We start from the raw sequence: 23,497 nt of genomic DNA, 5'->3' as shown, positions 1-23,497 counted from the left end.
GTATAAAATAAACAAAGTCTACCGAAGCTGAAAAGTAGACTATAAAAAATTAAGAGTAAGCAATAATTTAAAGTGTGAAATTATGAAAGTAAAGAATTTGACCTCGGTGTTGTTTTTGGGTTTGTTTTTAAGTTTTGGTTTATTAACATCATGTAGTGATGATGACCCAGTAATAGAAAAACCAAAGAATATAGTTGATGTAGCAGTTGCAGATTCTAATTTAAGTGTTTTGGTTGCAGCTTTGCAAAAAGCTGATTTAGTATCAGCATTACAAGCTGACGGGCCTTATACTGTTTTTGCTCCAACTGATGCAGCATTTCAGGCGTTGCTAGATAGTAATGACTCATGGAATTCATTAGATGATATTCCAGTAGAAACACTAAAGTCGGTATTGTTATTTCATGTGATAAGTGGTGAAGTAAAAGCGGCAGATTTATCTAATACTTATGTGAATACCTTATCAACAGGTCCAAATAATGAGATGTTGTCATTACAAGTAGAAGTTGATGGAGCAGTGGAGTTTAATGGAGATTCAAAACCAATTGCTACAGATGTTATGGCTTCAAACGGAGTTATACATACAATAGATAAAGTAATGTTACCAGCTAATGTAGTGACCTTAGCGTTAAACAATAGTGGTTTTACTTCTTTGGTAGCAGCATTAACAGATAGCCGTCATACTACAGATTTTGTTTCTTTATTAAAAGAGGATGGACCATATACAATCTTTGCTCCTACAAATGATGCATTTCAAGCATTGTTAGATAGTAATGATTCTTGGAGTTCATTGGCAGATATTCCTATTGCAACATTAGAAGCAGTATTAAAGTATCATGTGTTTGCGGGAGGAAATGTGCAGTCAGATGAATTAAGCGACGATCAAGAAATTACAATGTTTGATGGCAGTATAGTTACAGTTGATTTATCTAGCGGAGCAAAATTAGATACAAGTTCAGGGCAATCTGTTGTAATCTCTTTAACCGATGTGCAAGGAACTAATGGAGTAATTCATGTAGTAGATAGTGTTCTTTTACCTTAGTTTTATAGTAATATGTTGATTACGAGTGAGAACATTTTTTCACTCGTAATTAATTTAATTATATTTATAAGAAATAATTTGAAAAAAAAAGTATACATAATAGGTTCAGGATTCTCTTCTTTGTCTGCATCATGTTATTTAGCCAAGGCTGGCTATGAAGTAACTGTGTTAGAAAAAAACGCTACCATTGGTGGGAGAGCAAGACAATTATTGAGAGAAGGGTTTACTTTTGATATAGGTCCTACATGGTATTGGATGCCAGATGTTTTTGAAAAGTTTTTTGGAGATTTCGGTAAGAAGCCATCAGATTACTACGAGTTAGAAAGATTAAATCCGGCTTATGAAGTATATTTTGGAATAAATGATTCAATTGTAATTCCAGGAACACTAGAAGAGATTTATGAGGTTTTTGAAAAAGAAGAAAAAGGAAGTTCAAAACACCTGAAGTCTTTTTTAAAATCGGCAAAATATAATTATGATGTTTCTATAAATGATTTAGTCTATAAACCTGGTGTTTCTCCTTTAGAATTAGTAACTCCGGTTACTATGAGTAAAATATTTCAGTTTTTCTCTACAATTAGACATGAAGTAAGAAAGAAAATTAAAAGTAAGAAGCTGATTCAAATTTTAGAGTTCCCAGTATTGTTTTTAGGTGCAAAGCCTAGTAATACACCTGCTTTTTACAATTTTATGAATTATGCTGATTTTGGCTTGGGTACATGGCACCCAAAAGGAGGTATGTATAAGGTAATTGAGGCTATGACCACGCTAGCCACTAGTTTAGGGGTAGCGTTTCAAACTAATGCAAATGTTGAAGAGATTGTAGTAAATGATAAAGGAGATACAATTGGTGTTGCGGTAGATGGAAAACTAATGGAATCTGATATAGTGTTAAGCGGTGCAGATTACCATCATACAGAAACATTACTTCCTAAATATTTAAGACAGTACTCAGAAAGTTATTGGGATAAAAAAACATTTGCGCCTTCATCATTACTCTTTTATGTGGGGTTTGATAAGAAATTAAAAAATGTATGTCACCATACACTGTTTTTTGATACAGATTTTGATGTGCATGCAAAAACAATATATGATGTTCCCAGTTGGCCAAAAGAACCATTGTTTTATGCGAGCTTTCCCTCAATAACAGATGGTTCTTTTGCGCCTAATGGAAAAGAAGCTGCTACTTTTTTAATTCCATTAGCGCCAGGTATAGAAGATACTCCAGAGTTAAGAGAGCGCTATTTTAACATTATAATAGAGAGGTTAGAAAGATTAACAAATCAATCCGTTAAAGAGCACGTGTTGTTTAAAGAAAGCTTCTGTGTAAATGATTTTATAAAGGAGTATAATTCATATAAAGGAAATGCCTATGGTTTAGCAAATATTTTAACGCAAACAGCATTTTTAAGACCCAAGATAAAAAGTAAAAAAGTAAAGAATTTATTTTTTACAGGACAGTTAACAGTACCAGGACCAGGAGTTCCTCCGTCTTTAATTTCAGGAAAAATAGCTTCAGATTTAATTTTAAAAACGTACAAAGATGAAACAATTATTTGATGAGGTTTCTTACGCATGTAGTAAGTTAGTAACTCAAAAGTATAGCACCTCATTTTCGTTAGCCACGAAGATGTTATCACCCAAAATACGTACTGATATTTATAATATTTATGGTTTTGTACGCTTTGCAGATGAAATAGTAGACTCTTTTCATAAATATGATAAAGAGCAATTACTGTTAAAATTTGAAAGAGATTATTATGAATCTAAGAATAGAGGAATTAGTTTAAATCCTATTCTAAACTCTTTCATACATACTGTAAATAAGTATAAAATTTCTGATGATTTAGTACAATCGTTTTTAAAAAGTATGAAAGCTGATTTGTACAAAACAGAATATACAACTACAGAAGAGTATAATGAATATATCTATGGTTCTGCAGATGTTGTTGGATTAATGTGTTTAAAGGTTTTTGTAAATGGAAATCAGCAAAAATATGAGGAGCTAAAAGAGCCTGCAATGCGTTTAGGATCAGCGTTTCAAAAAGTAAATTTTCTAAGAGATCTGAAAGAAGATTTTAACGAATTGAATAGGTCTTATTTTCCAAACATCAATTTTGGAGATTTAAGTGCGGAAGGAAAAAATACAATTATTAAAGAAATAGAAGACGATTTTGACTTTGCTTATAAAAATGGTATTTTAAAGCTACCAGTTGAAGCAAAATTCGGAGTTTACATGGCGTATAGGTATTATAAAAAGTTATTAAAGAAACTGCAAGATACGCCTTCAACAAAAATTATGGATACTAGAATTCGAATTTCAAACCCTATGAAAATTAATCTTCTAGCAAGAAGTTATGTAAGGTATAAATTGAATTTAATATGATAAAAAGTGGTATCTTAGGAGTACTGTTTTTTATGTCGATTATAGGCTTCAATAATGCACCTAATTTTGTTGTAGAATACCATGAATTAGCTACTAAAGAAGCAGAATTATCTTACATAAAAAAATATAAAAACAGTAAAGAAGTAAGTATACAAGCCTATGTAGTTTCTTTACAGATGAAGCAGGCAAAATATAAAATGATGCCGTGGAGTAAATTGAAAGTTTTTAATACAGAAAAAAATAAACTAGAAACACTAATTTCAAAGAATCCTAACAATATTCATTTAAGATATGTTCGCTTAGTAATACAAGAAAATACACCAAGTATTTTAGGATATAAATCGTCTATAAAAAAAGATAAACAGTTTTTAAAAGAAGCACTCCAAAAAAAAGACAGTACAAATTATTTACATACATATATAATTAACAATACATCATTATGAATATAGTAATTTACATAGCAGTTACTGCACTAACATTTATTGTTATGGAAGGAGTTACTTGGTGTACTCATAAATATGTAATGCATGGTTTTGGATGGTATTTACATGAAGATCATCATCAACCAGGATATCCACATGTGTTTGAAAAAAACGATGCCTTTTTCGTGGTTTTTGCTATTCCCAGTATGTTGCTTTTTTATTTTGGAATTCATCCAGAATTAAATGTTTTGTTTTTCATAGGTCTGGGAATATTATTTTATGGTATTGCTTATTTTTTGGTACACGATGTATTAATTCATAGAAGGTTTAAGTGGTTTGACAAAACAAATAACCAATACTTAAAAGGATTACGAAAAGCACATAAAATTCATCACAAACATTTGGGAAAACACGACGGAGAATGTTTCGGTATGTTGTTTGTGCCCTTTAAATACTTTAATAAAAGACAGTGAGTCAGTATTTGTATCTAATATTAAACCTAGGTAGTTTAAGTATTCCGCTATTATATAGTGTTTTTGAAAAAAAATTACACTTTATACAATATTTCAAACAAGCAGCGCTTAGTATTTTATTAGTCGCCTTGTTTTTTTTGATTTGGGACAGTTGGTTTACGCAAATAGGAGTGTGGGGTTTTAACCCTGATTACCATTTATCCTTAAAATTACTGCATATGCCAATAGAAGAATGGATGTTCTTCTTTTGTATACCCTATGCATGTTTATTTACACATGAAGCATTAAAATTTTTATTTCCAAAGTTTAAAATGTCAAAGTCAATGACAGTAATCATAAGCTTTTTACTCATAGTTTTAGTGAGTTTATTATTGATTTTTAACTTCGGAAAGTGGTATACAACAGTTAACTTTATGCTATTCTTATTGCTGTTGGGCTATGCGTTAAAATATCATTTGAATACGTTACAAGAATATTATCCAAGCTTCTTGGTAATATTAGTTCCTTTCTTAATCGTTAATGGAATTTTAACAGGAAGCTTTATAGAAGAACCAGTTGTTTGGTATAACAACTCAGAAAACTTAGGATTTAGAATTTTCACCATACCCTTTGAAGACATTTTTTATGCATTTACAATGTTGTTTTCAGTACAGTTAATCTTCAATTCTTTAAAAAGAAAAAAACTTGAAAGAAAATAAATACATACGATTTTTAATATTCCTAATAGCTAATTTTTCAGCTTTAGCTATTGGAGCTTGGTTAATGAACGAAGGGCCAAGAACAGATTGGTACTTATCTTTAAACAAAGCTCCATGGACACCGGCAGGATGGGTTTTTGGAGCAGCATGGACAACCATTATGGTATTGTTTTCTGTATATATGACTAGAGTGAGTTTTCAACATGAATTTTTAAACAAAAAAGTACTCATTTTATATATAGACCAATGGATTTTAAATGTAAGCTGGAATTATATTTTCTTCAATCAACATTTAACAAAACTAGGTTTAGTAGTAATCGCTTTATTGTGGATACTCGTAGGTTATTTCACTTTTGAGTATTTAAAAAAAGTAAAATGGTATACACTATTTATTCTTCCATATCTAATATGGATGACGATTGCAACTAGTCTCAACGCATACATCGTATTAAACAATTAAATCATGGCAAAAAAAAAGAACATAACTCAAGAAAAAATAATAGAATGGTATATGAACGCTGTACTATCAGCAGGTAAACCAAACTCTATATTTTCTTTCGCGCAAGAAAACAACTTTGAAGAGTCAGGCTTTTACAAACATTTTTCAAGTTTTGAAAGTTTAGAAAAAGCTATTTTCGGAGTTTTTGCAAAAGAAACTATTCACTTATTGCATAAAACAGAGGCATACAAAGACTATTCATCAAAAGATAAACTATTAAGTTTTTACTTTACTTTTTTTGAACTGTTAACAGCTAACAGATCGTACGTGTTGTTGCAATTCAAGGAAATGAAAACCGACTTTTCAAGATTATCTGTATTGAAAGAGTTGCGAGTAGAATTTATTGATTTTGTAAACGGATTAGATCTTGAAAAAATTGACTTTAAAAATGAAAAAGTAAATAAAATTCAAGATAAAACTGTTGCAGAAGGATATTGGATGCAGTTACTAATGATCTTAAAATTTTGGATAGATGATGAATCACCTAATTTTGAAAAAACAGATCTTTTTATAGAAAAATCAGTCAAAGCAAGCTTTGATATTCAGCAAATAGCACCTGTAAAAAGTGTGATTGATTTAGCAAAGTTTTTGTGGAAAGAAAAATCACCAATGGTATGAAAACGCTAAATAAAATACCAACCTCAAAAATAGAACGTGCTACAAAACTAGTTTCAACAGGTGTAAAAGTAGGTGTAAATTATGCTAAATATTACGGTAATAAAATCACTAAATCAGAAGAGGAAGCTAAAAAGCAGCTTAATGAAGATAATGCTACCGATATTTATGATGGGTTAAAAGAGCTAAAAGGTTCAGCATTAAAAGTAGCGCAAATGCTAAGTATGGAAAAGAATATTTTACCCAATGCTTATGTAGAAAAATTCTCATTATCTCAGTTTTCAGTACCACCATTATCAGGACCTTTGGTAACCAAAACATTTAAAAAATACTTTAGCAAAACACCTAATGAAGTTTTTGATACGTTTACGGCAGAATCAGTAAATGCAGCAAGTATAGGACAAGTTCATAAAGCGACGAAAGATGGAAAAAAGTTAGCTGTAAAAATTCAGTATCCTGGAGTAGCGGATAGTATTTCAACCGATTTAGCAATGGTAAAACCCATTGCAATGAAAATGTTTAACATTAAAGGTGAGGGCTCTGACGAATACTTCAAAGAAGTTGAAGACAAACTTTTAGAGGAAACTAATTATGAATTAGAGCTAGCTCAGAGTAATGAAATTGCTGATGCATGTAAACATATTCCAAATTTAAAATTCCCAAGCTACTATCCAGACTTGTCATCAGATAGAATTTTAACGATGGACTGGATGGATGGGGTTCACCTGTCAGAATTTACTAAAGAAGAACAAACTGAAGATGTTTCAAACAAACTAGGGCAGGCTTTGTGGGATTTTTACATGTACCAAATGCACAAGCTAAAAAAAGTACATGCAGACCCACATCCAGGAAACTTTTTAGTATCCAAATCAAACGAACTTATTGTTATTGATTTTGGATGCATGAAAGAAGTTCCTGAAAGTTTTTATGTGCCTTATTTTGAATTAGCAAAACGAGAGAATATAGATAATCCTACCTTCTTTGAAAGCAAACTGTATGAGTTAGAAATTTTAAGAAAAGACGATACCCCAGAAGAAATAACCTTTTTTAAGTCGCTTTTTTATGAGATGTTATCACTCTTTACACAACCTTTTCAGCAAGAAGAATTTGATTTTTCTGATGAGGTTTTCTTTGGGAAAATAGCTGATTTAGGTCAAAAATATGCCAAGAGTACAGAACTAAAAAAGATGAATGGGAATAGAGGGTCAAAACACTTTATTTATATTAATAGAACATTTTTTGGTTTGTATAACCTAATGCACGATTTAAAAGCAAACAAGGTAAAAATAAATAATTTTAATACGATATAATGCATATTACGCGTCAAGAAATAGACGAGTTTCCTCATCTTTATAAAATAAATTTGATGAATAGTATTTCTGGTTATAAACCAGCAAATCTTATTGCGACAAAATCTAATGACGATATTACCAATGTAGCGGTGTTTAGCTCTGTAGTGCATTATGGTTCAAGTCCAGCAATACTAGGTTTTGTCCTGCGTCCCACAACCGTTGTGAGGAATACATATAACAATATCAAAGAAACGGGTTACTACACAATTAATGCTATTAATGAAGCAATGATAGAGGAGGCGCATCATACCTCGGCTAAATATCCGTCAGAAATTTCAGAATTTGATAAAACAACACTTTCGGAAGAATTTAAAAATAACTTCCATGCTCCATTTGTGGTAGAGTCACCCTTACAAATAGGAATGAAGTTTTTAGAAGAACATCATATAAAAGCTAACGGAACTATTTTAGTTCTGGGAGAAGTTACTGATTTGTATTTTAATGACAATATGCTTTCAGAAGATGGTTTTTTAAACCTATCCAAAGAAAAAGTAGCTGCAATTAATGGATTAGATACCTATATGGTTGCAGAAAACTATACAAGATTATCATATCAAAGACCAAAGGAATGAAAATCTTAGTTACAGGCACAACAGGTTATATAGGAAAACGATTAATTGTTAGGTTGCTGGAAAATAACCATCAATTAGTCTGTTGTGTTCGTGATTTAGATAGAATACCAGATGAGTTTGAAAACAATCCGAACGTTACTTTTATAAAAGTAGATTTTTTAAATACAGAAAATACAGTTTTTCCTAAAGATATTGATGCTGCGTACTATTTAATTCATTCGATGGCGACGACATCAGAAAATTTTGAAAACTTAGAATTAACCTGTGCACAGAATTTTAAAAAACTATTAGAATCTACTAATTGTAAGCAAGTGGTGTATTTAAGCGGAATAGTTAATGACAATTCGCTGTCCAAGCACCTAAAATCAAGATACGAAGTAGAAAAAGAGTTACAATCAAACAGTTATGCCTTAACGACCTTTAGGGCAGGAATTATTGTAGGAAGTGGAAGTGCTTCTTTTGAAATTATAAGAGATATCGTAGAAAAGCTTCCGGTAATGGTAACACCAAAATGGTTAAAAACGAAAACACAACCTATTGCAGTTAGAGATGTATTAGCCTTTTTAGAAAATAGTTTACAAGTTAAAGAGGTCTACAATAAATCTTTTGACATTTGCGGTCCTGAGATACTAACCTATAAGGAAATGTTGTTACAGTTTGCTGAGGTAAGAGGGTTTAAAAGATACATTTATACACTTCCAGTATTAACACCAAAACTATCTTCCTATTGGTTATATTTTGTAACATCTACATCTTTTAACCTAGCACAAGCCTTAGTGGATAGTATGAAGGTTGAAGTAATTGCAAAACCAAGTAACATTAATACGTTACTTAATGTGGAGCCCATAACCTATAAAGAAGCAGTAACATTAGCATTTCAAAAAATAGAGCAAAATGAAGTAATTTCTAGTTGGAAAGATGCCATGAGTAGTGGAGTTTTTCACGATCAATTGGCAAAACATATACAAATACCTCAATACGGTTGTTTTAAAGACATAAGAGTTAGAGAAATACAAAACGAGGAGAATACATTACATAAAATCTGGAGTATCGGAGGAGAAACAGGGTGGTACAAGTTTAATTCTCTTTGGAAGATAAGAGGGTACGTGGATAAACTTTTTGGAGGTGTTGGATTGCGAAGAGGTAGAAGACATCCCACAGAATTAGAACCAGGAGATCCACTCGATTTTTGGAGAGTATTGTTAGCAGATAAAAAGAATAAACGATTGATTTTATTTGCAGAAATGAAGTTGCCTGGTGAAGCATGGTTAGAATTTAAAATAGAAAAAGGTAAGTTACATCAAAGAGCTATTTTTAGACCCAAAGGAATTTGGGGGAGAATGTATTGGTATAGCGTTTTACCTTTTCACGCATTTGTATTTAAAGGAATGATTAATCATTTAATAAAAGCGTAATTATGAAAACAATTGTAGTAGTAGGAGGTAGTAGTGGCATTGGTAAAGCAATTATTGATGATTTAAAAGACACTCATAAAATTATCAATATAAGTAGAACCCAACCAGAAACTCATCAACATATAACACATTACACTTGTGATATAACAAAAGATGAACTTCCAGAGTTAGAGGAAGTACATGGATTGGTATATTGTCCAGGAAGCATTAATTTAAAATCATTTTCAAGATTAAAAATAGCTGATTTTCAAGCTGATTTAGAAATAAACGTAATAGGAGCAATTAAAACACTGAAAGCTTATGAAGGGGCTTTGACAAAAAATAAAGGAAGCGTTGTGTTGTTTAGTACTGTAGCTTCGTTTTTAGGAATGCCTTTTCATGCAAGTATCGCAACAAGTAAATCAGCAATTGAAGGACTAACAAAATCATTAGCGGCAGAATATGCAACCAAAATCCGATTTAATGCCATTGCTCCTACAGTAACCGATACACCGTTGGCTGCTCGTTTATTACGAAATGAAAAACAACAAGAAAGTTTACAAAATAGGCATCCGCTAAAAAAATATTTAAAAGCAGAAGAAGTAGCAGGATTGGCAACCTTTTTACTTTCAGATGCATCAGCGTCAATGACAGGACAAATAATTCCCATTGATGCTGGAATTGTAAGTGTAAAAATGTAGAAAATGAAATGGTTTTTAATTCTAAGTTTTCTTATGTGTTTGAATGATGAAATTATAATTTTTGACAAAGATAACAACACACAAAAGCGGTATATCACTAACGATACTGTAATGGGCGGTGTTTCTAATTCATCCGTTAAGATTAATGATGAAGGAAATCTTGTTTTCTCAGGAAGAGTTTCAACTGAGAATAATGGAGGGTTTGCTATGACCAAAATGTCAACAGCTATAAATTTAAATAACCAACATTCAAAAATTATATTAAGAGTAAAAGGAGATGATAAGCAATATCAATTACGATTAAAGTCAGACGAATCTCAACGTTATTCTTATGTGCAAGCATTCAGAACCAACAAACAAGAACAAGAAATTGTACTACCACTAAAAGGATTTTATCCCGCTTTTAGAGGTAGAAAGTTAAGCTTTGGTAATTTTTCTGCTAACCAAATAAAAGAAGTAGCAGTTTTAATAGGAAACAAAAAAGATGAAAAATTTTCGTTAGAAATAATAAAAATAGCAATTCAATAAAATGAACACAGTAAAAATATTCTTAATCATGGCATTATTTAGTTTTTCAGGAAAAGCACAAACAGTTGCTCCTAAAGAATCGTTATACGATATAAAAATTGAGGGAATTGATGGAAAAAACTTAGACCTTAATCAATTTAAAGGAAAGAAAATACTATTTGTAAATGTAGCATCAAAATGTGGCTTTACAAATCAGTATGAAGGTTTACAAGAACTATACTCAAAACACAAAGATAAGTTAGTAATTGTAGGTTTACCATGTAATCAATTTGGAGGACAAGAACCAGGAACAATAAAAGAAATTCAATCATTTTGTAGTGTCAACTATGGAGTAGATTTTCCTATGACAGAAAAAATTGAAGTTAAAGGAGAAAATCAACACCCGTTATACCAATGGTTAACACAAAAAGAGAAAAATGGAAAAATGAGTTCTTCAGTAAAATGGAATTTTCAAAAATATTTGGTAGATGAAGAAGGAAGGCTAATTGATGTTTTTTATTCAATCACCAAACCAATGAGTAAGAAAATCACCAAACTGTTATAATGATTCATTTCAAAAAACATTCAGGAATTTATACTTTATCAACAGAGCAAATTTTAAACGTTCCGTTGAAGCAAGCGTGGGATTTTTTTAGTTCTCCAGGAAACTTACAAAAAATAACTCCTTCACATATGGGCTTTCAAATAACTTCTGAGGTTAATAAAAAAGCGTATGCAGGGCAAATAATTACATATAAAATAGGGATTCTACCTGGGATTAAGTCTAGTTGGGTTACTGAAATTACACAAGTAAAAGAGCAACATTTTTTTATAGATGAACAGCGATTTGGTCCCTATAGCATGTGGCATCACGAACACTGGTTTGAAGAGTTGCCAAATGGAAAAACATTGATGAAAGACAAAATATCATACAAAATACCTTTCGGTTTTTTAGGACATATAGCCCAGTCAATCTTTATAAAAAGGCAGTTAAAAGGAATATTTAAACACCGTTATAGTACGTTAGAAAAATTATTTAATGGAAAATAAAGTATCGATTTTTTGGTTTCGTCGAGATTTACGTTTAGAGGATAACAAAGGATTGCATGAAGCGCTTCAATCAGGAAATAAAGTTGTACCATTATTTATTTTTGATAAAGATATTTTAGAAAGTCTTCCTAAAAATGATGCACGTGTAACGTTTATTTATCAAACGCTACAAAAGCTTGATAAAGAATTAAGAGAGTATCGATCATCTCTTATAATTAAAAAAGGAAAACCTCTAGAAGTTTGGAGAAAACTTATAGAAGAATATACGATTCAGAGGGTTTACACAAATAAAGATTACGAACCTTACGCCATTAAAAGAGACAAGGAAATAGCTGACTTTTTAACATTAAAAGGAATAAGATTTAATGCTTTTAAAGATCAAGTAATCTTTGAAGAAAACGAAGTTTTAAAAAATGACGGAACTCCATATACAGTTTTCACACCCTATAAAAACAAATGGTTGCAAAACTTCTCTGAAAAGAAAGATACGCAAGATTTTACGATAGACTTAGCTAACTTTTATCAGTTTTCATCTGAATTTCTATCATTAGCTTCCATAGGTTTTGAAGAAAGTACAATTAAAGTAAAACCATATAACTTATCTAATTTGGATTCGTATGATGAGGAGAGAGATTTTCCTGCTGAAGATAAAACTTCATATTTGTCACCTTATTTACGTTTCGGATTGATAAGTACTCGAAAAATGGTTCGTTTTGCTTTAAAAACTAACCAAACTTTTTTAAGTGAACTGATTTGGCGTGAGTTTTTTATGCAAATTTTATATCACTTTCCAAAAGTAGTTACCCAGAACTTTAAACAAAAGTACGATGCAGTTCCTTGGAGGAATAACGAGGAGGAATTTAAAAAATGGTGTGCAGGTAAAACAGGGTATCCTATGGTAGATGCAGGAATGAGAGAGTTAAATGAAACAGGATACATGCATAACAGAGTTCGTATGATTACTGCTGGGTTTTTATGCAAACATTTATTAATAGATTGGCGTTGGGGAGAAGCTTACTTTGCAGAAAAGTTATTGGATTATGATCTGTCAGCAAATAACGGAAATTGGCAATGGGCGGCAGGTACGGGTTGCGATGCAGCTCCGTATTTTAGAGTGTTTAACCCCGAATCTCAATTAAAAAAGTTTGATAAAGACTTACAATATGTTAGAAAGTGGGTAAAAGACTTTGATGAGCTAACCTATCCGCAACCAATGGTAGAACACAAGTTTGCTAGAGAACGAGCGATAAGTACATATAAAAATGCACTGCAATAAAAAAGGTTCAGAATTTTCTGAACCTTTTTAAGTATGTATTAAGCGATATAGTCTTTTGCTCTCTCTAATGCTTTTGGTATGCCTCCAGGGTTTTTACCACCAGCGGTTGCAAAGAAATTTTGTCCACCACCACCACCGTGGATTAGTTTTCCTAATTCTCTAACAACTTTACCAGCATCGTATCCTTTTTCATTAGCTAATTCTTTAGAAATATAACAAGTTAACATAGCCTTTTCAGCAGAAGGGGCAGTAGCAAATACCACAAATAAATTGTTAATTTCTCCACCTAACTCAAATAATAAGTTTTTAATGCTGTTAGGATCTAAATCTACTTTAGTTGCTAAAAACTGAACTCCATTTACCTCTTGTAACTGGTTTTTAAGTTCGCCTTTCATGTTTTTAGCTTTATCCTTTAATAGTTGCTCAACTTGCTTTTTCAAAGCAGTATTTTCATCTTGTAAACTACTTACCGATTTAGCAACATCTTTAGGGTTTTTCAATAACTGTTTTACTGCATCGTAGTTACGCTCAACATCTTCAAAATAATCACCAACAGCTACATTAGTAATTGCTTCAATCCTTCTGATTCCAGCAGCGACAGCACCTTCCGATTTTATTTTGAAATACCAAATATCACCAGTTTGTTGTACGTGCGTACCTCCACATAATTCCATTGATTGTCCAAAACGAATGGTACGAACACTATCACCATATTTTTCACCAAATAAAGCTACAGCACCTTCGTCAATAGCTTGTTGCATTGGTATATTCCTTTGCTCTTGTAAAGGAAGATTTTCACGAATACGAGCATTTACGAATTCCTCAACAGCCTCTAATTGATCATTATCTACTTTAGAGAAGTGAGAAAAGTCAAAACGTAAATAATCAGGACTAACCAACGAACCTTTTTGTTCTACATGATCTCCTAAAATAGTACGTAAAGCTTGGTGTAATAAGTGAGTAGCCGAGTGATTACTAGCAGCTAAACTTCTATGTTCTTTATTTACAACAGCCTTAAAAGTTTCGTTTAAGTTTTTAGGTAAATTCTTAGCAAAATGAATGATAACATTGTTCTCTTTTTTGGTGTCAATAACATAAATAATATCACCATTAGGAGATTCAATATATCCTTTGTCACCAACCTGTCCACCACCTTCTGGATAAAAAGGAGTCATGTTGAATACCAGTTGATATTGGTCACCACCTTTTTTGGTACTAACTTTTCTGTAGCGAGTTAATCTTACATTGGTAGTTAATATATCATATCCGATAAACTCTTCAACATCATCATCTAATAAAGTAACCCAATCACCAGTTTCACTTGCAGAAGCTGCACGAGAACGCTCTTTTTGAGCTTTCATACCTGCATTAAATTCCTCTTCATTAATTTCATACCCCTTTTCACGAGCAATTAACTGCGTTAAATCTAAAGGGAATCCATAGGTGTCATATAATTCAAAAGCACGTTTACCAGATACAGTTTTACCATTAGTAGTCGCAATAACTTGGTCTAATAATAATAACCCTTGATCTAATGTACGTAAGAAAGAAGTTTCTTCTTCTTTAATTACATTGTGTACTAAAGTATTTTGTTTTCTAATTTCAGGGAATGCACTTCCCATTTGGTATGCTAAAGTTTCTACTAACTTATAAATAAAAGGCTCTTTCTGGTTTAAGAAAGTAAAACCATAACGAATAGCACGACGTAAAATTCTACGTATTACATAACCAGCACCATTATTACTTGGTAATTGACCGTCTGCAATAGCAAAAGCAACAGCACGAACGTGGTCGGCAATTACACGAATAGCAATGTCAATTTTTTCATCTTTTCCGTACTTAGCACCAGTAATTGTTCCTATCTCACGAATTAAAGGAGTAAATACATCAGTATCGTAATTAGATTGAACACCTTGTAAAACCATACATAAACGCTCAAATCCCATACCAGTATCAATATGTTTCGCAGGAAGTTCAACTAAAGAACCATCTGCTTTACGATTGTATTGCATGAATACTAAGTTCCAGATTTCAACAACCTGAGGGTGATCTTCGTTTACTAACGATTTTCCATCCACCTTAGCTTTTTCTTCAGCAGAACGAATATCTACATGGATTTCAGAACACGGACCACAAGGACCTTGCTCGCCCATTTCCCAGAAGTTATCCTTTTTATTACCCATTAAGATACGATCTTCAGCAATGTATTGCTTCCAAATATCGTATGCCTCTTGATCCATTTTTGTACCGTCCTTTTCATCACCTTCAAAAACAGTTACGTACAAAATGTCTTTATCTACTTTGTAAACTTCAGTTAATAATTCCCAGGCCCAAGCAATAGCTTCTTTCTTAAAGTAATCACCAAAACTCCAGTTACCTAACATTTCAAACATGGTGTGGTGGTAAGTATCGTAACCAACCTCTTCCAAGTCATTATGTTTACCAGAAACACGTAAACACTTTTGGCTATCAGAAACTCTACCATTTTTAGGAGTTGAGTTTCCTAAGAAAAACTCTTTAAATGGCACCATACCAGCGTTGGTAAACATTAAAGTAGGGTCGTTCTTTAACACCATTGGTGCTGAAGGAACTATTTCGTGTTGTTTTGATTTAAAAAAATCTAAAAATTTAGCTCTAATATCTTGAGATTTCATACAACTCTGGGTATCTGGATTTTGTTAAAATATGTTTAAAAAACTGCTTATAAAAAGAAGTTTTAAAAGATTTTGTAAATTTGTGAGTTTTCAAATTGTACATCCCCTCTAAGGATGCTTAATTTAAAAAGCACAAAAATAGTACATTTAGCATTATGGCAAAAGTAAAATATTATTATGACCCAGACACTTTATCATATAGAAAGATAGAGGTTAAAAGAAGTGAAAAGTATAAGAAAACTTTTTTTGGGCTACTTAGTTTTTTATTAATTGCTTTTTTTGGTTTTATAGGTTTTAGCCAGTTTTTAATGTCTCCAAAAGAGCGAGCTCAAAAGAGAGAATTAGAAAACTTAAAATTACATTATGAGTTGCTTTCAAAAAAAATGGAAGAAAGCGCTGAAATCTTAACCGATTTACAAGAAAGAGATAACAATATTTACCGAACATATTTTGAGGCTAGTCCAATACCAGAAGAGCAAAGAAAAGCTGGTTTTGGAGGTGTTAACAGATATAAGCACTTAGACGGTTTTGATAATAGTTCAATGGTAAAGAAAGTAACTAAGGAGTTAGACATTTTATCAAAACAAATGGTAGTACAATCAAAATCGTTGGATGAGATTGTTGAGCTAGCCAAAGAAAAAGAAAAAATGTTAGCTTCAATACCTGCTATTCAGCCTGTAAAAAATCAAGATTTAAAAAGAATGGCATCAGGTTATGGAATGCGTTTACACCCTATATTAAAGTCGTGGCGTATGCATAACGGAATGGATTTTACTGCGCCAACAGGTACACCAATTTTTGCATCAGGAAACGGTATTGTTAAAAAAGCACACAGAAGTTCTACTTTTGGTAAAGTGGTTTATATAGATCATGGATATGGATACCAAACCATTTATGCTCACATGAGTAAAATTTTAGCCAGAAGAGGACAAAAAGTAAAACGTGGTGATTTAATAGGTTATGTTGGAAACACTGGTCGTTCGGCAGCACCACACCTACACTACGAAGTGCATAAAAACGGAAGACCTGTAAACCCTATTTACTATTATTACGGAGATTTAACTCCAGAAGAGTTTGCAGCCATGCAAAAAGCTTCACAACAAAAAGGTCAGTCATATGACTAAACACGTAACAAGCTGTGAAAAATGTATGTAGACTTACCCGATAAACGATATTACAAAATAGGAGAAGTTGCAAAAGCTTTTGGGGTGAATAGTTCACTTATACGATTTTGGGATAAAGAGTTTGAAATTATCAATCCTAAAAAAAATGCTAAAGGCGATCGATTGTTTACACAAGAGGACGTAAAAAACTTTAAAATTATTTACAACCTTGTAAAAGAAAGAGGATTTACTTTAGATGGTGCAAAACAAAAGCTAAAGAAAAACCCAGAGGGAGTCTTAAATAATCAGGAAATTATTAGTAGATTAGAAACTGTAAAAGCAGAGTTAATAAAAATCAAAAATCAATTATAATTACAAAAAATCAAAAATTATGAAAAAATGGTTAGTGCCTTTAATTATTATAGGAGTTTTAGTATTTGGAATTTATTCATGGGCAAAAGGATTCTATAATACAGCAATAACATACCAAGAAGATGCTAAAACTACATGGTCTAATGTAGAGAGTTCTTACCAACGAAGAAACGATTTAATTGGTAACTTAGTAAAGACTGTACAAGGAGCTGCCGATTTTGAAAAAAGCACGTTAACAGACGTAATTAATGCAAGAGCAAAAGCAACTTCAGTAAATATTAATGCTGGTGATTTAACGCCAGAAAAAATGGCACAGTTTCAACAAGCACAAACAGGGTTAAGCGGAGCTTTATCTAAGTTATTAGTGTCTGTAGAACGTTATCCAGATATCAAAGCAAACAAAAACTTCTTAGAATTACAAAGTCAGTTAGAAGGAACAGAAAATAGAATTAATGTAGCACGTGATCGTTACAACGAAGCTGTAAATGTTTACAATAAGCACATTAAAATGTTTCCAGGAAACATGTTAGCAGGTATGTTCAACTTAACAGAAATGACGCGTTACAAATCTGATGCAGGTTCAGAGAATGCTCCTGATGTAGATTTTAAATTCTAAAAAATATGTCTAAAGTAGAAGATTTTCTTACTGCCAAAGAAGAAGAGGAAATCGTTCAAGCTATTAGGAAAGCAGAACGAAGTACTTCTGGTGAAATTCGTGTACATATTGAAAAAACTACCGAGGTTTCTCATTATGACCGAGCACTAGAAGTATTTCAAATGCTTAAAATGTTTAATACCCAACAGCGAAACGGTGTATTAATATACATTGCTGTTGATGACCATAAGTTTGTAATTTATGGTGATGAAGGTATTAATGCAGTTGTTCCTACAAATTTTTGGGAAACAACTAAAGAAGCCATCCAAAATCAGTTTAAACAAGGAAACTTTAAACAAGGAATTATAGATGGTGTGCTGAAAGCAGGAAAAGAATTAAAGGCTCACTTCCCTTGGACTACCGATGATGAAGATGAGCTAAGTAATGAAATATCAAAAGGCTAAAACCTTCACAGAAGGAAGAAACATGATAAGAAAATTAACGTCATTATATAAAAGAACAAACAAGTTGCAGAACTTAAAAGTTGTTCTTTTTTTTATTGCATTTTTAAGCGGACACACTCTTTTCTCACAAGGGTTTCAAATTCCTGAGACCCCTAAGTTTCAAACAAGTGTTTACGATTATATCAACCTTTTATCACCCAATCAAAAGAGAAGCTTAGAAAATAAGCTAATTAAATATGCTGATACTACTTCAACACAAGTAGTGGTGGCAATTATAAGCTCAACCGAAGGTGAAGAAATAGGGTATTTAGCTACTAATTGGGCGCATGAATGGGGAATAGGAGGAAGCAAAGAGCAGGATAATGGAGTGTTCATGTTACTGGCAAAAGACGATCGCAAAATAACCATCAGAACAGGTTATGGAACCGAACACTTATTAACCGATTATGTTTCTCGACAAATTATAGAGTACGACATTATCCCTTACTTTAAACAAGGCGATTATTACGCTGGTTTAAACAGTGGAGTAGATGCTGTTTTTAAGGTAATGAGTGGTGAATATAAAGGTTCTAGAAAACAATCTAAAAAAACAGATTTTAGTTTTATTATTTTTATCATCATTCTTATAGTATTTTTTATCATTATTTCAAGCGGTAGTAGAGGAAACCGTGGTGGTGGAAGAGGCTACAGGAAATCAGATGTTGCAAGAGGTATTTTAGAAACCATTATTTTAAGCAACGCAGGAAGAGGCGGTTTTGGCGGAGGAAGCTTCGGTGGAGGATCGTCAGGAGGTTTTGGCGGCGGCGGTGGCTTCGGAGGAGGTTTCGGCGGCGGCGGCTTTGGCGGTGGCGGTGCTACTGGAGGTTGGTAGTAACTTCATTTATTTAGTAAAGGTTAGTTAACGTTAAAGCAATGTTGAAATAGTACTTATGCAGGGAAATTAAATGACCCTTACGTATGAAGACTAACATTAAAAGAAGAAGCTTTTTAAGAAACTCATTATTAGCAACTGGAGGACTACTTTTAGTCCCTAATTTTATTAGTTGTAAAGATGATGATATTGATGAATTACCAATTCCAGATAACTTAGCAGAGAAAAACTTTGAGCAAGGCGTTGCTAGTTTTGATCCTACAAACTCACAAGTTATTATTTGGACTCGTTATAGTACCAAACAAACTTCGGCAACCTTAATTTGGCAAATAGCAAAAGACAAAAACTTTAAAGAGGTTGTTCGTCAAGCAGAAGTAACTACCGATGCTTCAAGAGATTTTACTGTAGCTGTTGAAATTAAAGATTTAGACGCAGGACAAAAATTATACTACCGTTTTGTAAGTGCTGACGATAAAGCAACATCACCAGTAGGAGAAACCCTAACGTTTAGCGAATCAATAAGCGAAGTAAAGTTAGCAGTAGCATCTTGTGCAAACTTTGCTTACGGTTACTTTAACGTATACGAAGAGATAAAAAAATCTGATGCAGATGTTGTAATCCATTTAGGAGATTATATCTATGAGTATGGTGAGAACACTTACGGTTCGTTTAGAACACCAGAGCCTAAAGGAGAAATTATTTCGTTAGATGATTATCGTACCCGTTACCGTCAATATCGTTCAGACGAGCAATTAAAAGAGTTACATAGAAGAAAACCTTTTATCTGTGTTTGGGACGATCATGAAGTAGCAAACGATACGTATAAAGACGGAGCTGAAAACCATCAAGAAGATGAAGGAAGCTTTACTTCAAGAAAACAAAGTGCGTTAAAAGCATACAGCGAATACTTACCTAACATGACGAATCTTGTAGATAATTCAATTATTTACAGAAACTTGAAAATTGGAAGTTTGGTAGATTTAATTATGTTAGATACGCGTATTATTGGAAGAGATAAGCAGCTAGAATATTCAGCATTTTACGGTGAAAATGGAGCGTTTGATTCAGCAGCTTTTCAACAAGCATGGTTAAATCCGCAACGTACACTTTTAGGAACTACCCAATTAGGATGGTTAGAAAGTGAATTAGCGGCTAGCAATAGTACATGGCAAATTATAGGGCAGCAAGTTTTAATGGGAAAAATGTTAATTCCTGCTGAACTATTAACACTCTTAGCAAAACTATTAGCAGAAGTATCTGCTACAGGATCAGCAAGTGAAGAAACGTTTAATCTATTTAAAACCTCTATTACAGAGTTGGTAACGATTAAAACAAGAGCTTTACAAAACGATCCTACTTTAACAGCAGAAGAAAAAGCAAGAATAGAAACGGTATTACCATATAACTTAGATGCTTGGGATGGCTATTTTATGGAAAGAGAACGTATTTTAGCAAGCTTTAAAAGTAAAAATGTAGTAGTACTAGCAGGAGATACTCACAATGCGTGGTATAGCGATTTAAAAGATAATTCTGGAGAAAAAGTAGCAGTAGAGGTAGCTACGAGCTCAGTATCGTCACCAGGATTAGAAACCTACTTAGGAGCATCAGCAACAGATTTAGAAGCTGCATTAGGTTTGTTGATAGACGATTTACAATACGGTAATTTATCTCAAAGAGGATATATGAAACTTACAGTAACAGCTGCAGGTATACAAACCGATTGGAACTTTGTTGATACTGTTACCAATAAAACCTATTCAAACAGTATCGGAAAAACAGTAACCTTATAATTATATATTATAAGAACATATCAAAGGCTCCTGAATAACTCAGGAGCCTTTTTGTATGCTATAAAAGATATACGAAATCAACTAGTGTTATGCTTCTTCAGTAGCAGGGGTGCTAGACTTGGATCTGTTATCTACTACCAAATTATATTGTTTAGCCAATACATCAATTTCATTAAGTAAGGTTGGGTAGGCTTCATTTTCAGAAAGTGTTGCATGAGCTTCAATGTGTAATACAAGTTTTCTGTAAGTAAGTGAAGCTTCAGTACGCAACTCTTGAATATTGTTTTCTGATGAAGCTGCTGTTTCACCTACACGCTCAATATACTTGGCAGAAAACTCGGTATTGGCATTTTTTAATTCAGCAACCCAAGTAGCTATATCAAGTAAAGAAATAGCCTGAATAAGCTCAGGTTCAGTTTCAAAATCTTTACTAATACTATCTAAAATAGCGGTTTGTTCTTGGTAACTTTTACGAGCTATATCAGTGCCATAAGTATTTATTGTAGCAAGTAGTGCTTTGGCGGCACTTATTGTAGCTTCGTTAAAATGATTAGTATAAGCACTAACAAGTGTTCTAATTCCTGTAATAGCTTTATCTCTTCTAGTGTCAAGGGCTATTATTTCTTGTGTTAAGCTGCTACCTTGTACTTGTTGGTACAAAGAATCAATACGATTAACAATAGTTGTTAATTCGTTAGTGGGGTTTGTTAATGCTAACGCATCAACATCTTGTAAGTTTACAAGTTGTAAAATATCTTTCATGTATTGTAGATATTCACCGTTACGATACCGATTTAAATACGGACTGTTCATAAGCTAATTTTTTAAATTAATACTAAATATTTATAGAAAGTGATTTGGTAACTTTCATAGCATTAGCAATTTAAGAGTATAAAAGTTTCTAAAAAAGTTAACAATTGTTAAAGTTTGCCTACTAAGTAGGTTGTGAAGATACTTATGGAGAATTTTGTTATTTAAAGGAACGTTCAGCGAGCTTCGCTGATGGTTTTGTTATGTTGAGGAATGTTCAGCGAGCTTCGCTGATGGTTTCGTTGTATTGAGGAACGTTCAACGAACTTCGCTGATGGTTTCGTTGTGTTGAGGAACGTTCAGCGAGCTTCGCTGATGGTTTCGTTGTGTTGAGGATTGTTCAACGAGCTTCGCTGAGGTTTTTATGAGGGTATATTCTTGTATAAAAGCTACCATCCCGCCAAACGCCTACGCATAGCTTGCTGTTCTGGTGTGTGTTCATCGGTTGGTACAAAGCTTGGGTATAAAGGTTTAGGAAAGCCTTCTTTTAATCTACGATCAAAATCGGCTTGCCTATATGGATGGAAAACATCGCCAAAAGGGAGTGGTCTGTTTTTGTCCATATACCATACCATAAAGCTCCAATAACGTTCACATCTATTATATGCAAGAGTCCAAGTAAAATCTTGTTTACGATCACGTAATATTAAATTATACCCCATAGGTGTAAAATCTCCTCCTGTTTGTAAATTTTTATATACTGTAACTAACCAAAAAGGTACAGTTTCTTGTTTTTTGCTAAAAAATAAACGGGGGTAACTTATGGTACCATTCATTCTATCTAACACCAATTCTTTATGTGGGTTATAATAATACACCGCTAAATGAAATAAACCTAGTATAATAAAAGGTAAAGGAATTAAATAAATGTGTAGTGGCGTAGGTTTCTTTATTATAAACTGAATTAAGAAAAATAACAATAATATTCCTCCTCCAAAATAAAAAGTAAACATTCTAAATAAAAATAAACCTCTTGCCATGTTTAGGACAAAATATTCGTCGTTGGCTTCTTGTATTTTTTCAGCTTTATTGGGGTGTAAATTAAATTTGAATTGGGTAATAGGGTAGTCAACTATTTCATGTGGTAAGGGGGTGGCTTTAAAAAAACTCATGCTGTCTTAATTAGTTTTTACCACTCTGCCATACGTCTTCGCATAGCCTGTTGTTCTGGTGTATGTTCATCGGTTGGTATAAAGCTAGGGTATAAATGTTTTGGAAAACCTTCTTTTAATCTACGGTCAAAATCGGCTTGTCTATATGGATCGAAAACCTCTCCAAGGGGTAAGGGTCTGTTTTTATCCATATACCATACCATAAAACTCCAATAACGTTCTACGTCTCTATTAGCTAATGTCCAAGCAAAATCTTGTTTACGGTCACGTAATACCAAACTAAAGCCTGTAGGAGCAAAATCTCCTCCAGTATCTAAACTTTTATAGACCGTAACCAACCAAAAGGGTACGGTTTCTTGCTTTCTGCTAAAAAATAAACGCGGATAACTTATGGTACCGTTCATTCTATCTAACACCAATTCTTTATTTGGATTGTAATAATATACCGCTAAATGAAATAGCCCTAGTATAATAAAAGGAGAAGGAATTAAATAAATGTGTAACGGTGTAGGCTTCTTTATTATAAACTGAATTAAAAATAAAAATAAAAGCCCTCCCCCTCCAAACCAAAAAGTAAAGATTCTAAAAAAAGATAAGCCTCTTGCGATATTTAACACATAATATTCGTCATTAGCTTCTTGTATTTTCTGAGCTTTATTAGGTTGTAAGTCTTCTGCAAATTGGGTAATAGGGTAGTCAACTATTTCATGTGGTAGGGGTTTGGCTTTAAAAAAACTCAATG

At 32.8% G+C, this 23,497-nt stretch carries 26 protein-coding genes; 22 read left to right on the top strand and 4 right to left on the bottom strand.

What is annotated here, in order from left to right:
- Nucleotides 1-82: 82 nt before the first annotated feature.
- The 16 genes from C8N27_RS03195 to C8N27_RS03120 all read left to right on the top strand — a co-directional run bounded on the left by C8N27_RS03195 (nucleotide 83) and on the right by C8N27_RS03120 (nucleotide 12,984).
- Nucleotides 83-1,039: a fasciclin domain-containing protein gene (locus tag C8N27_RS03195; RefSeq protein WP_121146242.1), complete on the top strand. Its 957-nt coding sequence runs from the start codon at nucleotides 83-85 to the stop codon at nucleotides 1,037-1,039.
- A gap of 78 nt (nucleotides 1,040-1,117) precedes the next feature.
- Nucleotides 1,118-2,599: a bifunctional phytoene desaturase/3,4-desaturase gene (locus tag C8N27_RS03190; protein ID WP_121146303.1), complete on the top strand. Its 1,482-nt coding sequence runs from the start codon at nucleotides 1,118-1,120 to the stop codon at nucleotides 2,597-2,599.
- Entirely contained in the window at nucleotides 2,583-3,425 is an 843-nt protein-coding gene (locus C8N27_RS03185) for a phytoene/squalene synthase family protein (protein WP_121146241.1), read from the top strand. The genes C8N27_RS03190 and C8N27_RS03185 overlap by 17 nt, the downstream gene beginning before the upstream one ends.
- Nucleotides 3,422-3,868, top strand: coding sequence for a hypothetical protein (locus tag C8N27_RS03180; RefSeq protein WP_121146240.1), 447 nt, complete (start codon nucleotides 3,422-3,424; stop codon nucleotides 3,866-3,868). Before C8N27_RS03185 ends, C8N27_RS03180 begins: the two co-directional genes overlap by 4 nt.
- Nucleotides 3,865-4,320 (top strand): sterol desaturase family protein, encoded by a 456-nt coding sequence (locus C8N27_RS03175; protein ID WP_206512795.1) that lies wholly within the window; start codon nucleotides 3,865-3,867, stop codon nucleotides 4,318-4,320. Before C8N27_RS03180 ends, C8N27_RS03175 begins: the two co-directional genes overlap by 4 nt.
- On the top strand, nucleotides 4,317-5,018 hold the full coding sequence (locus tag C8N27_RS03170; RefSeq protein WP_167444715.1) for a lycopene cyclase domain-containing protein: 702 nt from the start codon (nucleotides 4,317-4,319) through the stop codon (nucleotides 5,016-5,018). Before C8N27_RS03175 ends, C8N27_RS03170 begins: the two co-directional genes overlap by 4 nt.
- A complete protein-coding gene (locus C8N27_RS03165) occupies nucleotides 5,005-5,478 on the top strand; it encodes a TspO/MBR family protein (protein WP_121146238.1) in 474 nt (157 codons plus the stop codon). Before C8N27_RS03170 ends, C8N27_RS03165 begins: the two co-directional genes overlap by 14 nt.
- 3 nt (nucleotides 5,479-5,481) lie before the next feature.
- Nucleotides 5,482-6,135 carry a TetR family transcriptional regulator C-terminal domain-containing protein gene (locus tag C8N27_RS03160; protein ID WP_121146237.1) on the top strand — a complete coding sequence of 218 codons (654 nt, stop codon included), beginning with the start codon at nucleotides 5,482-5,484 and terminating at the stop codon, nucleotides 6,133-6,135.
- Nucleotides 6,132-7,442, top strand: a complete 1,311-nt coding sequence (locus tag C8N27_RS03155) for an ABC1 kinase family protein (RefSeq protein ID WP_099215764.1) — start codon at nucleotides 6,132-6,134, stop codon at nucleotides 7,440-7,442. The genes C8N27_RS03160 and C8N27_RS03155 overlap by 4 nt, the downstream gene beginning before the upstream one ends.
- Nucleotides 7,443-7,498: 56 nt before the next feature.
- Entirely contained in the window at nucleotides 7,499-8,056 is a 558-nt protein-coding gene (locus C8N27_RS03150) for a flavin reductase family protein (protein WP_244174706.1), read from the top strand.
- Nucleotides 8,053-9,471, top strand: a complete 1,419-nt coding sequence (locus C8N27_RS03145) for an SDR family oxidoreductase (RefSeq protein WP_121146235.1) — start codon at nucleotides 8,053-8,055, stop codon at nucleotides 9,469-9,471. Before C8N27_RS03150 ends, C8N27_RS03145 begins: the two co-directional genes overlap by 4 nt.
- 2 nt (nucleotides 9,472-9,473) lie before the next feature.
- Nucleotides 9,474-10,151 carry an SDR family NAD(P)-dependent oxidoreductase gene (locus C8N27_RS03140; protein WP_121146234.1) on the top strand — a complete coding sequence of 226 codons (678 nt, stop codon included), beginning with the start codon at nucleotides 9,474-9,476 and terminating at the stop codon, nucleotides 10,149-10,151.
- 3 nt (nucleotides 10,152-10,154) lie between these two features.
- Entirely contained in the window at nucleotides 10,155-10,679 is a 525-nt protein-coding gene (locus tag C8N27_RS03135) for a CIA30 family protein (protein ID WP_121146233.1), read from the top strand.
- 1 nt (nucleotide 10,680) lies between these two features.
- Nucleotides 10,681-11,223, top strand: a complete 543-nt coding sequence (locus C8N27_RS03130; protein ID WP_028892323.1) for a glutathione peroxidase — start codon at nucleotides 10,681-10,683, stop codon at nucleotides 11,221-11,223.
- Nucleotides 11,223-11,708, top strand: coding sequence for an SRPBCC family protein (locus C8N27_RS03125; RefSeq protein ID WP_120186247.1), 486 nt, complete (start codon nucleotides 11,223-11,225; stop codon nucleotides 11,706-11,708). The genes C8N27_RS03130 and C8N27_RS03125 overlap by 1 nt, the downstream gene beginning before the upstream one ends.
- Nucleotides 11,698-12,984, top strand: coding sequence for a cryptochrome/photolyase family protein (locus C8N27_RS03120; protein WP_121146232.1), 1,287 nt, complete (start codon nucleotides 11,698-11,700; stop codon nucleotides 12,982-12,984). Before C8N27_RS03125 ends, C8N27_RS03120 begins: the two co-directional genes overlap by 11 nt.
- 38 nt (nucleotides 12,985-13,022) lie before the next feature.
- Here the strand turns inward: C8N27_RS03120 and alaS are convergent, their stop codons facing one another.
- Entirely contained in the window at nucleotides 13,023-15,638 is a 2,616-nt protein-coding gene (alaS, locus tag C8N27_RS03115) for an alanine--tRNA ligase (protein ID WP_121146231.1), read from the bottom strand.
- Between the two features lie 155 nt (nucleotides 15,639-15,793).
- Between alaS and C8N27_RS03110 the strand changes: the two genes are divergently transcribed.
- The 6 genes from C8N27_RS03110 (at nucleotide 15,794) to C8N27_RS03085 (ending at nucleotide 20,833) form a co-directional block, all read left to right on the top strand.
- Nucleotides 15,794-16,762, top strand: coding sequence for a M23 family metallopeptidase (locus C8N27_RS03110; protein WP_099215773.1), 969 nt, complete (start codon nucleotides 15,794-15,796; stop codon nucleotides 16,760-16,762).
- 21 nt (nucleotides 16,763-16,783) lie between these two features.
- The gene (locus C8N27_RS03105; protein ID WP_047790038.1) at nucleotides 16,784-17,113 is read left to right on the top strand and encodes a MerR family transcriptional regulator; all 330 of its coding nucleotides are present in this window, start codon (nucleotides 16,784-16,786) and stop codon (nucleotides 17,111-17,113) included.
- Nucleotides 17,114-17,132: 19 nt separating this feature from the next.
- Entirely contained in the window at nucleotides 17,133-17,729 is a 597-nt protein-coding gene (locus C8N27_RS03100; RefSeq protein WP_121146230.1) for a LemA family protein, read from the top strand.
- A 5-nt stretch (nucleotides 17,730-17,734) separates the two neighbouring features.
- Entirely contained in the window at nucleotides 17,735-18,172 is a 438-nt protein-coding gene (locus C8N27_RS03095) for a TPM domain-containing protein (RefSeq protein ID WP_121146229.1), read from the top strand.
- Nucleotides 18,153-19,043: a TPM domain-containing protein gene (locus tag C8N27_RS03090; protein WP_244174705.1), complete on the top strand. Its 891-nt coding sequence runs from the start codon at nucleotides 18,153-18,155 to the stop codon at nucleotides 19,041-19,043. The genes C8N27_RS03095 and C8N27_RS03090 overlap by 20 nt, the downstream gene beginning before the upstream one ends.
- 86 nt (nucleotides 19,044-19,129) lie before the next feature.
- A complete protein-coding gene (locus tag C8N27_RS03085) occupies nucleotides 19,130-20,833 on the top strand; it encodes an alkaline phosphatase D family protein (RefSeq protein WP_121146228.1) in 1,704 nt (567 codons plus the stop codon).
- An 87-nt stretch (nucleotides 20,834-20,920) separates the two neighbouring features.
- Here the strand turns inward: C8N27_RS03085 and C8N27_RS03080 are convergent, their stop codons facing one another.
- The 3 genes from C8N27_RS03080 to C8N27_RS03070 form a co-directional block, all read right to left on the bottom strand.
- The gene (locus tag C8N27_RS03080; protein ID WP_147431696.1) at nucleotides 20,921-21,646 is read right to left on the bottom strand and encodes a DUF6261 family protein; all 726 of its coding nucleotides are present in this window, start codon (nucleotides 21,644-21,646) and stop codon (nucleotides 20,921-20,923) included.
- Between the two features lie 386 nt (nucleotides 21,647-22,032).
- The gene (locus tag C8N27_RS03075; RefSeq protein WP_121146226.1) at nucleotides 22,033-22,755 is read right to left on the bottom strand and encodes a hypothetical protein; all 723 of its coding nucleotides are present in this window, start codon (nucleotides 22,753-22,755) and stop codon (nucleotides 22,033-22,035) included.
- A gap of 17 nt (nucleotides 22,756-22,772) precedes the next feature.
- Nucleotides 22,773-23,495, bottom strand: coding sequence for a hypothetical protein (locus C8N27_RS03070; protein WP_121146225.1), 723 nt, complete (start codon nucleotides 23,493-23,495; stop codon nucleotides 22,773-22,775).
- Nucleotides 23,496-23,497: the final 2 nt, after the last annotated feature.

This window comes from Tenacibaculum discolor (assembly GCF_003664185.1).
Lineage (GTDB): Bacteria > Bacteroidota > Bacteroidia > Flavobacteriales > Flavobacteriaceae > Polaribacter > Polaribacter discolor.
This window is presented reverse-complemented; position numbering and strand designations above follow the sequence as displayed.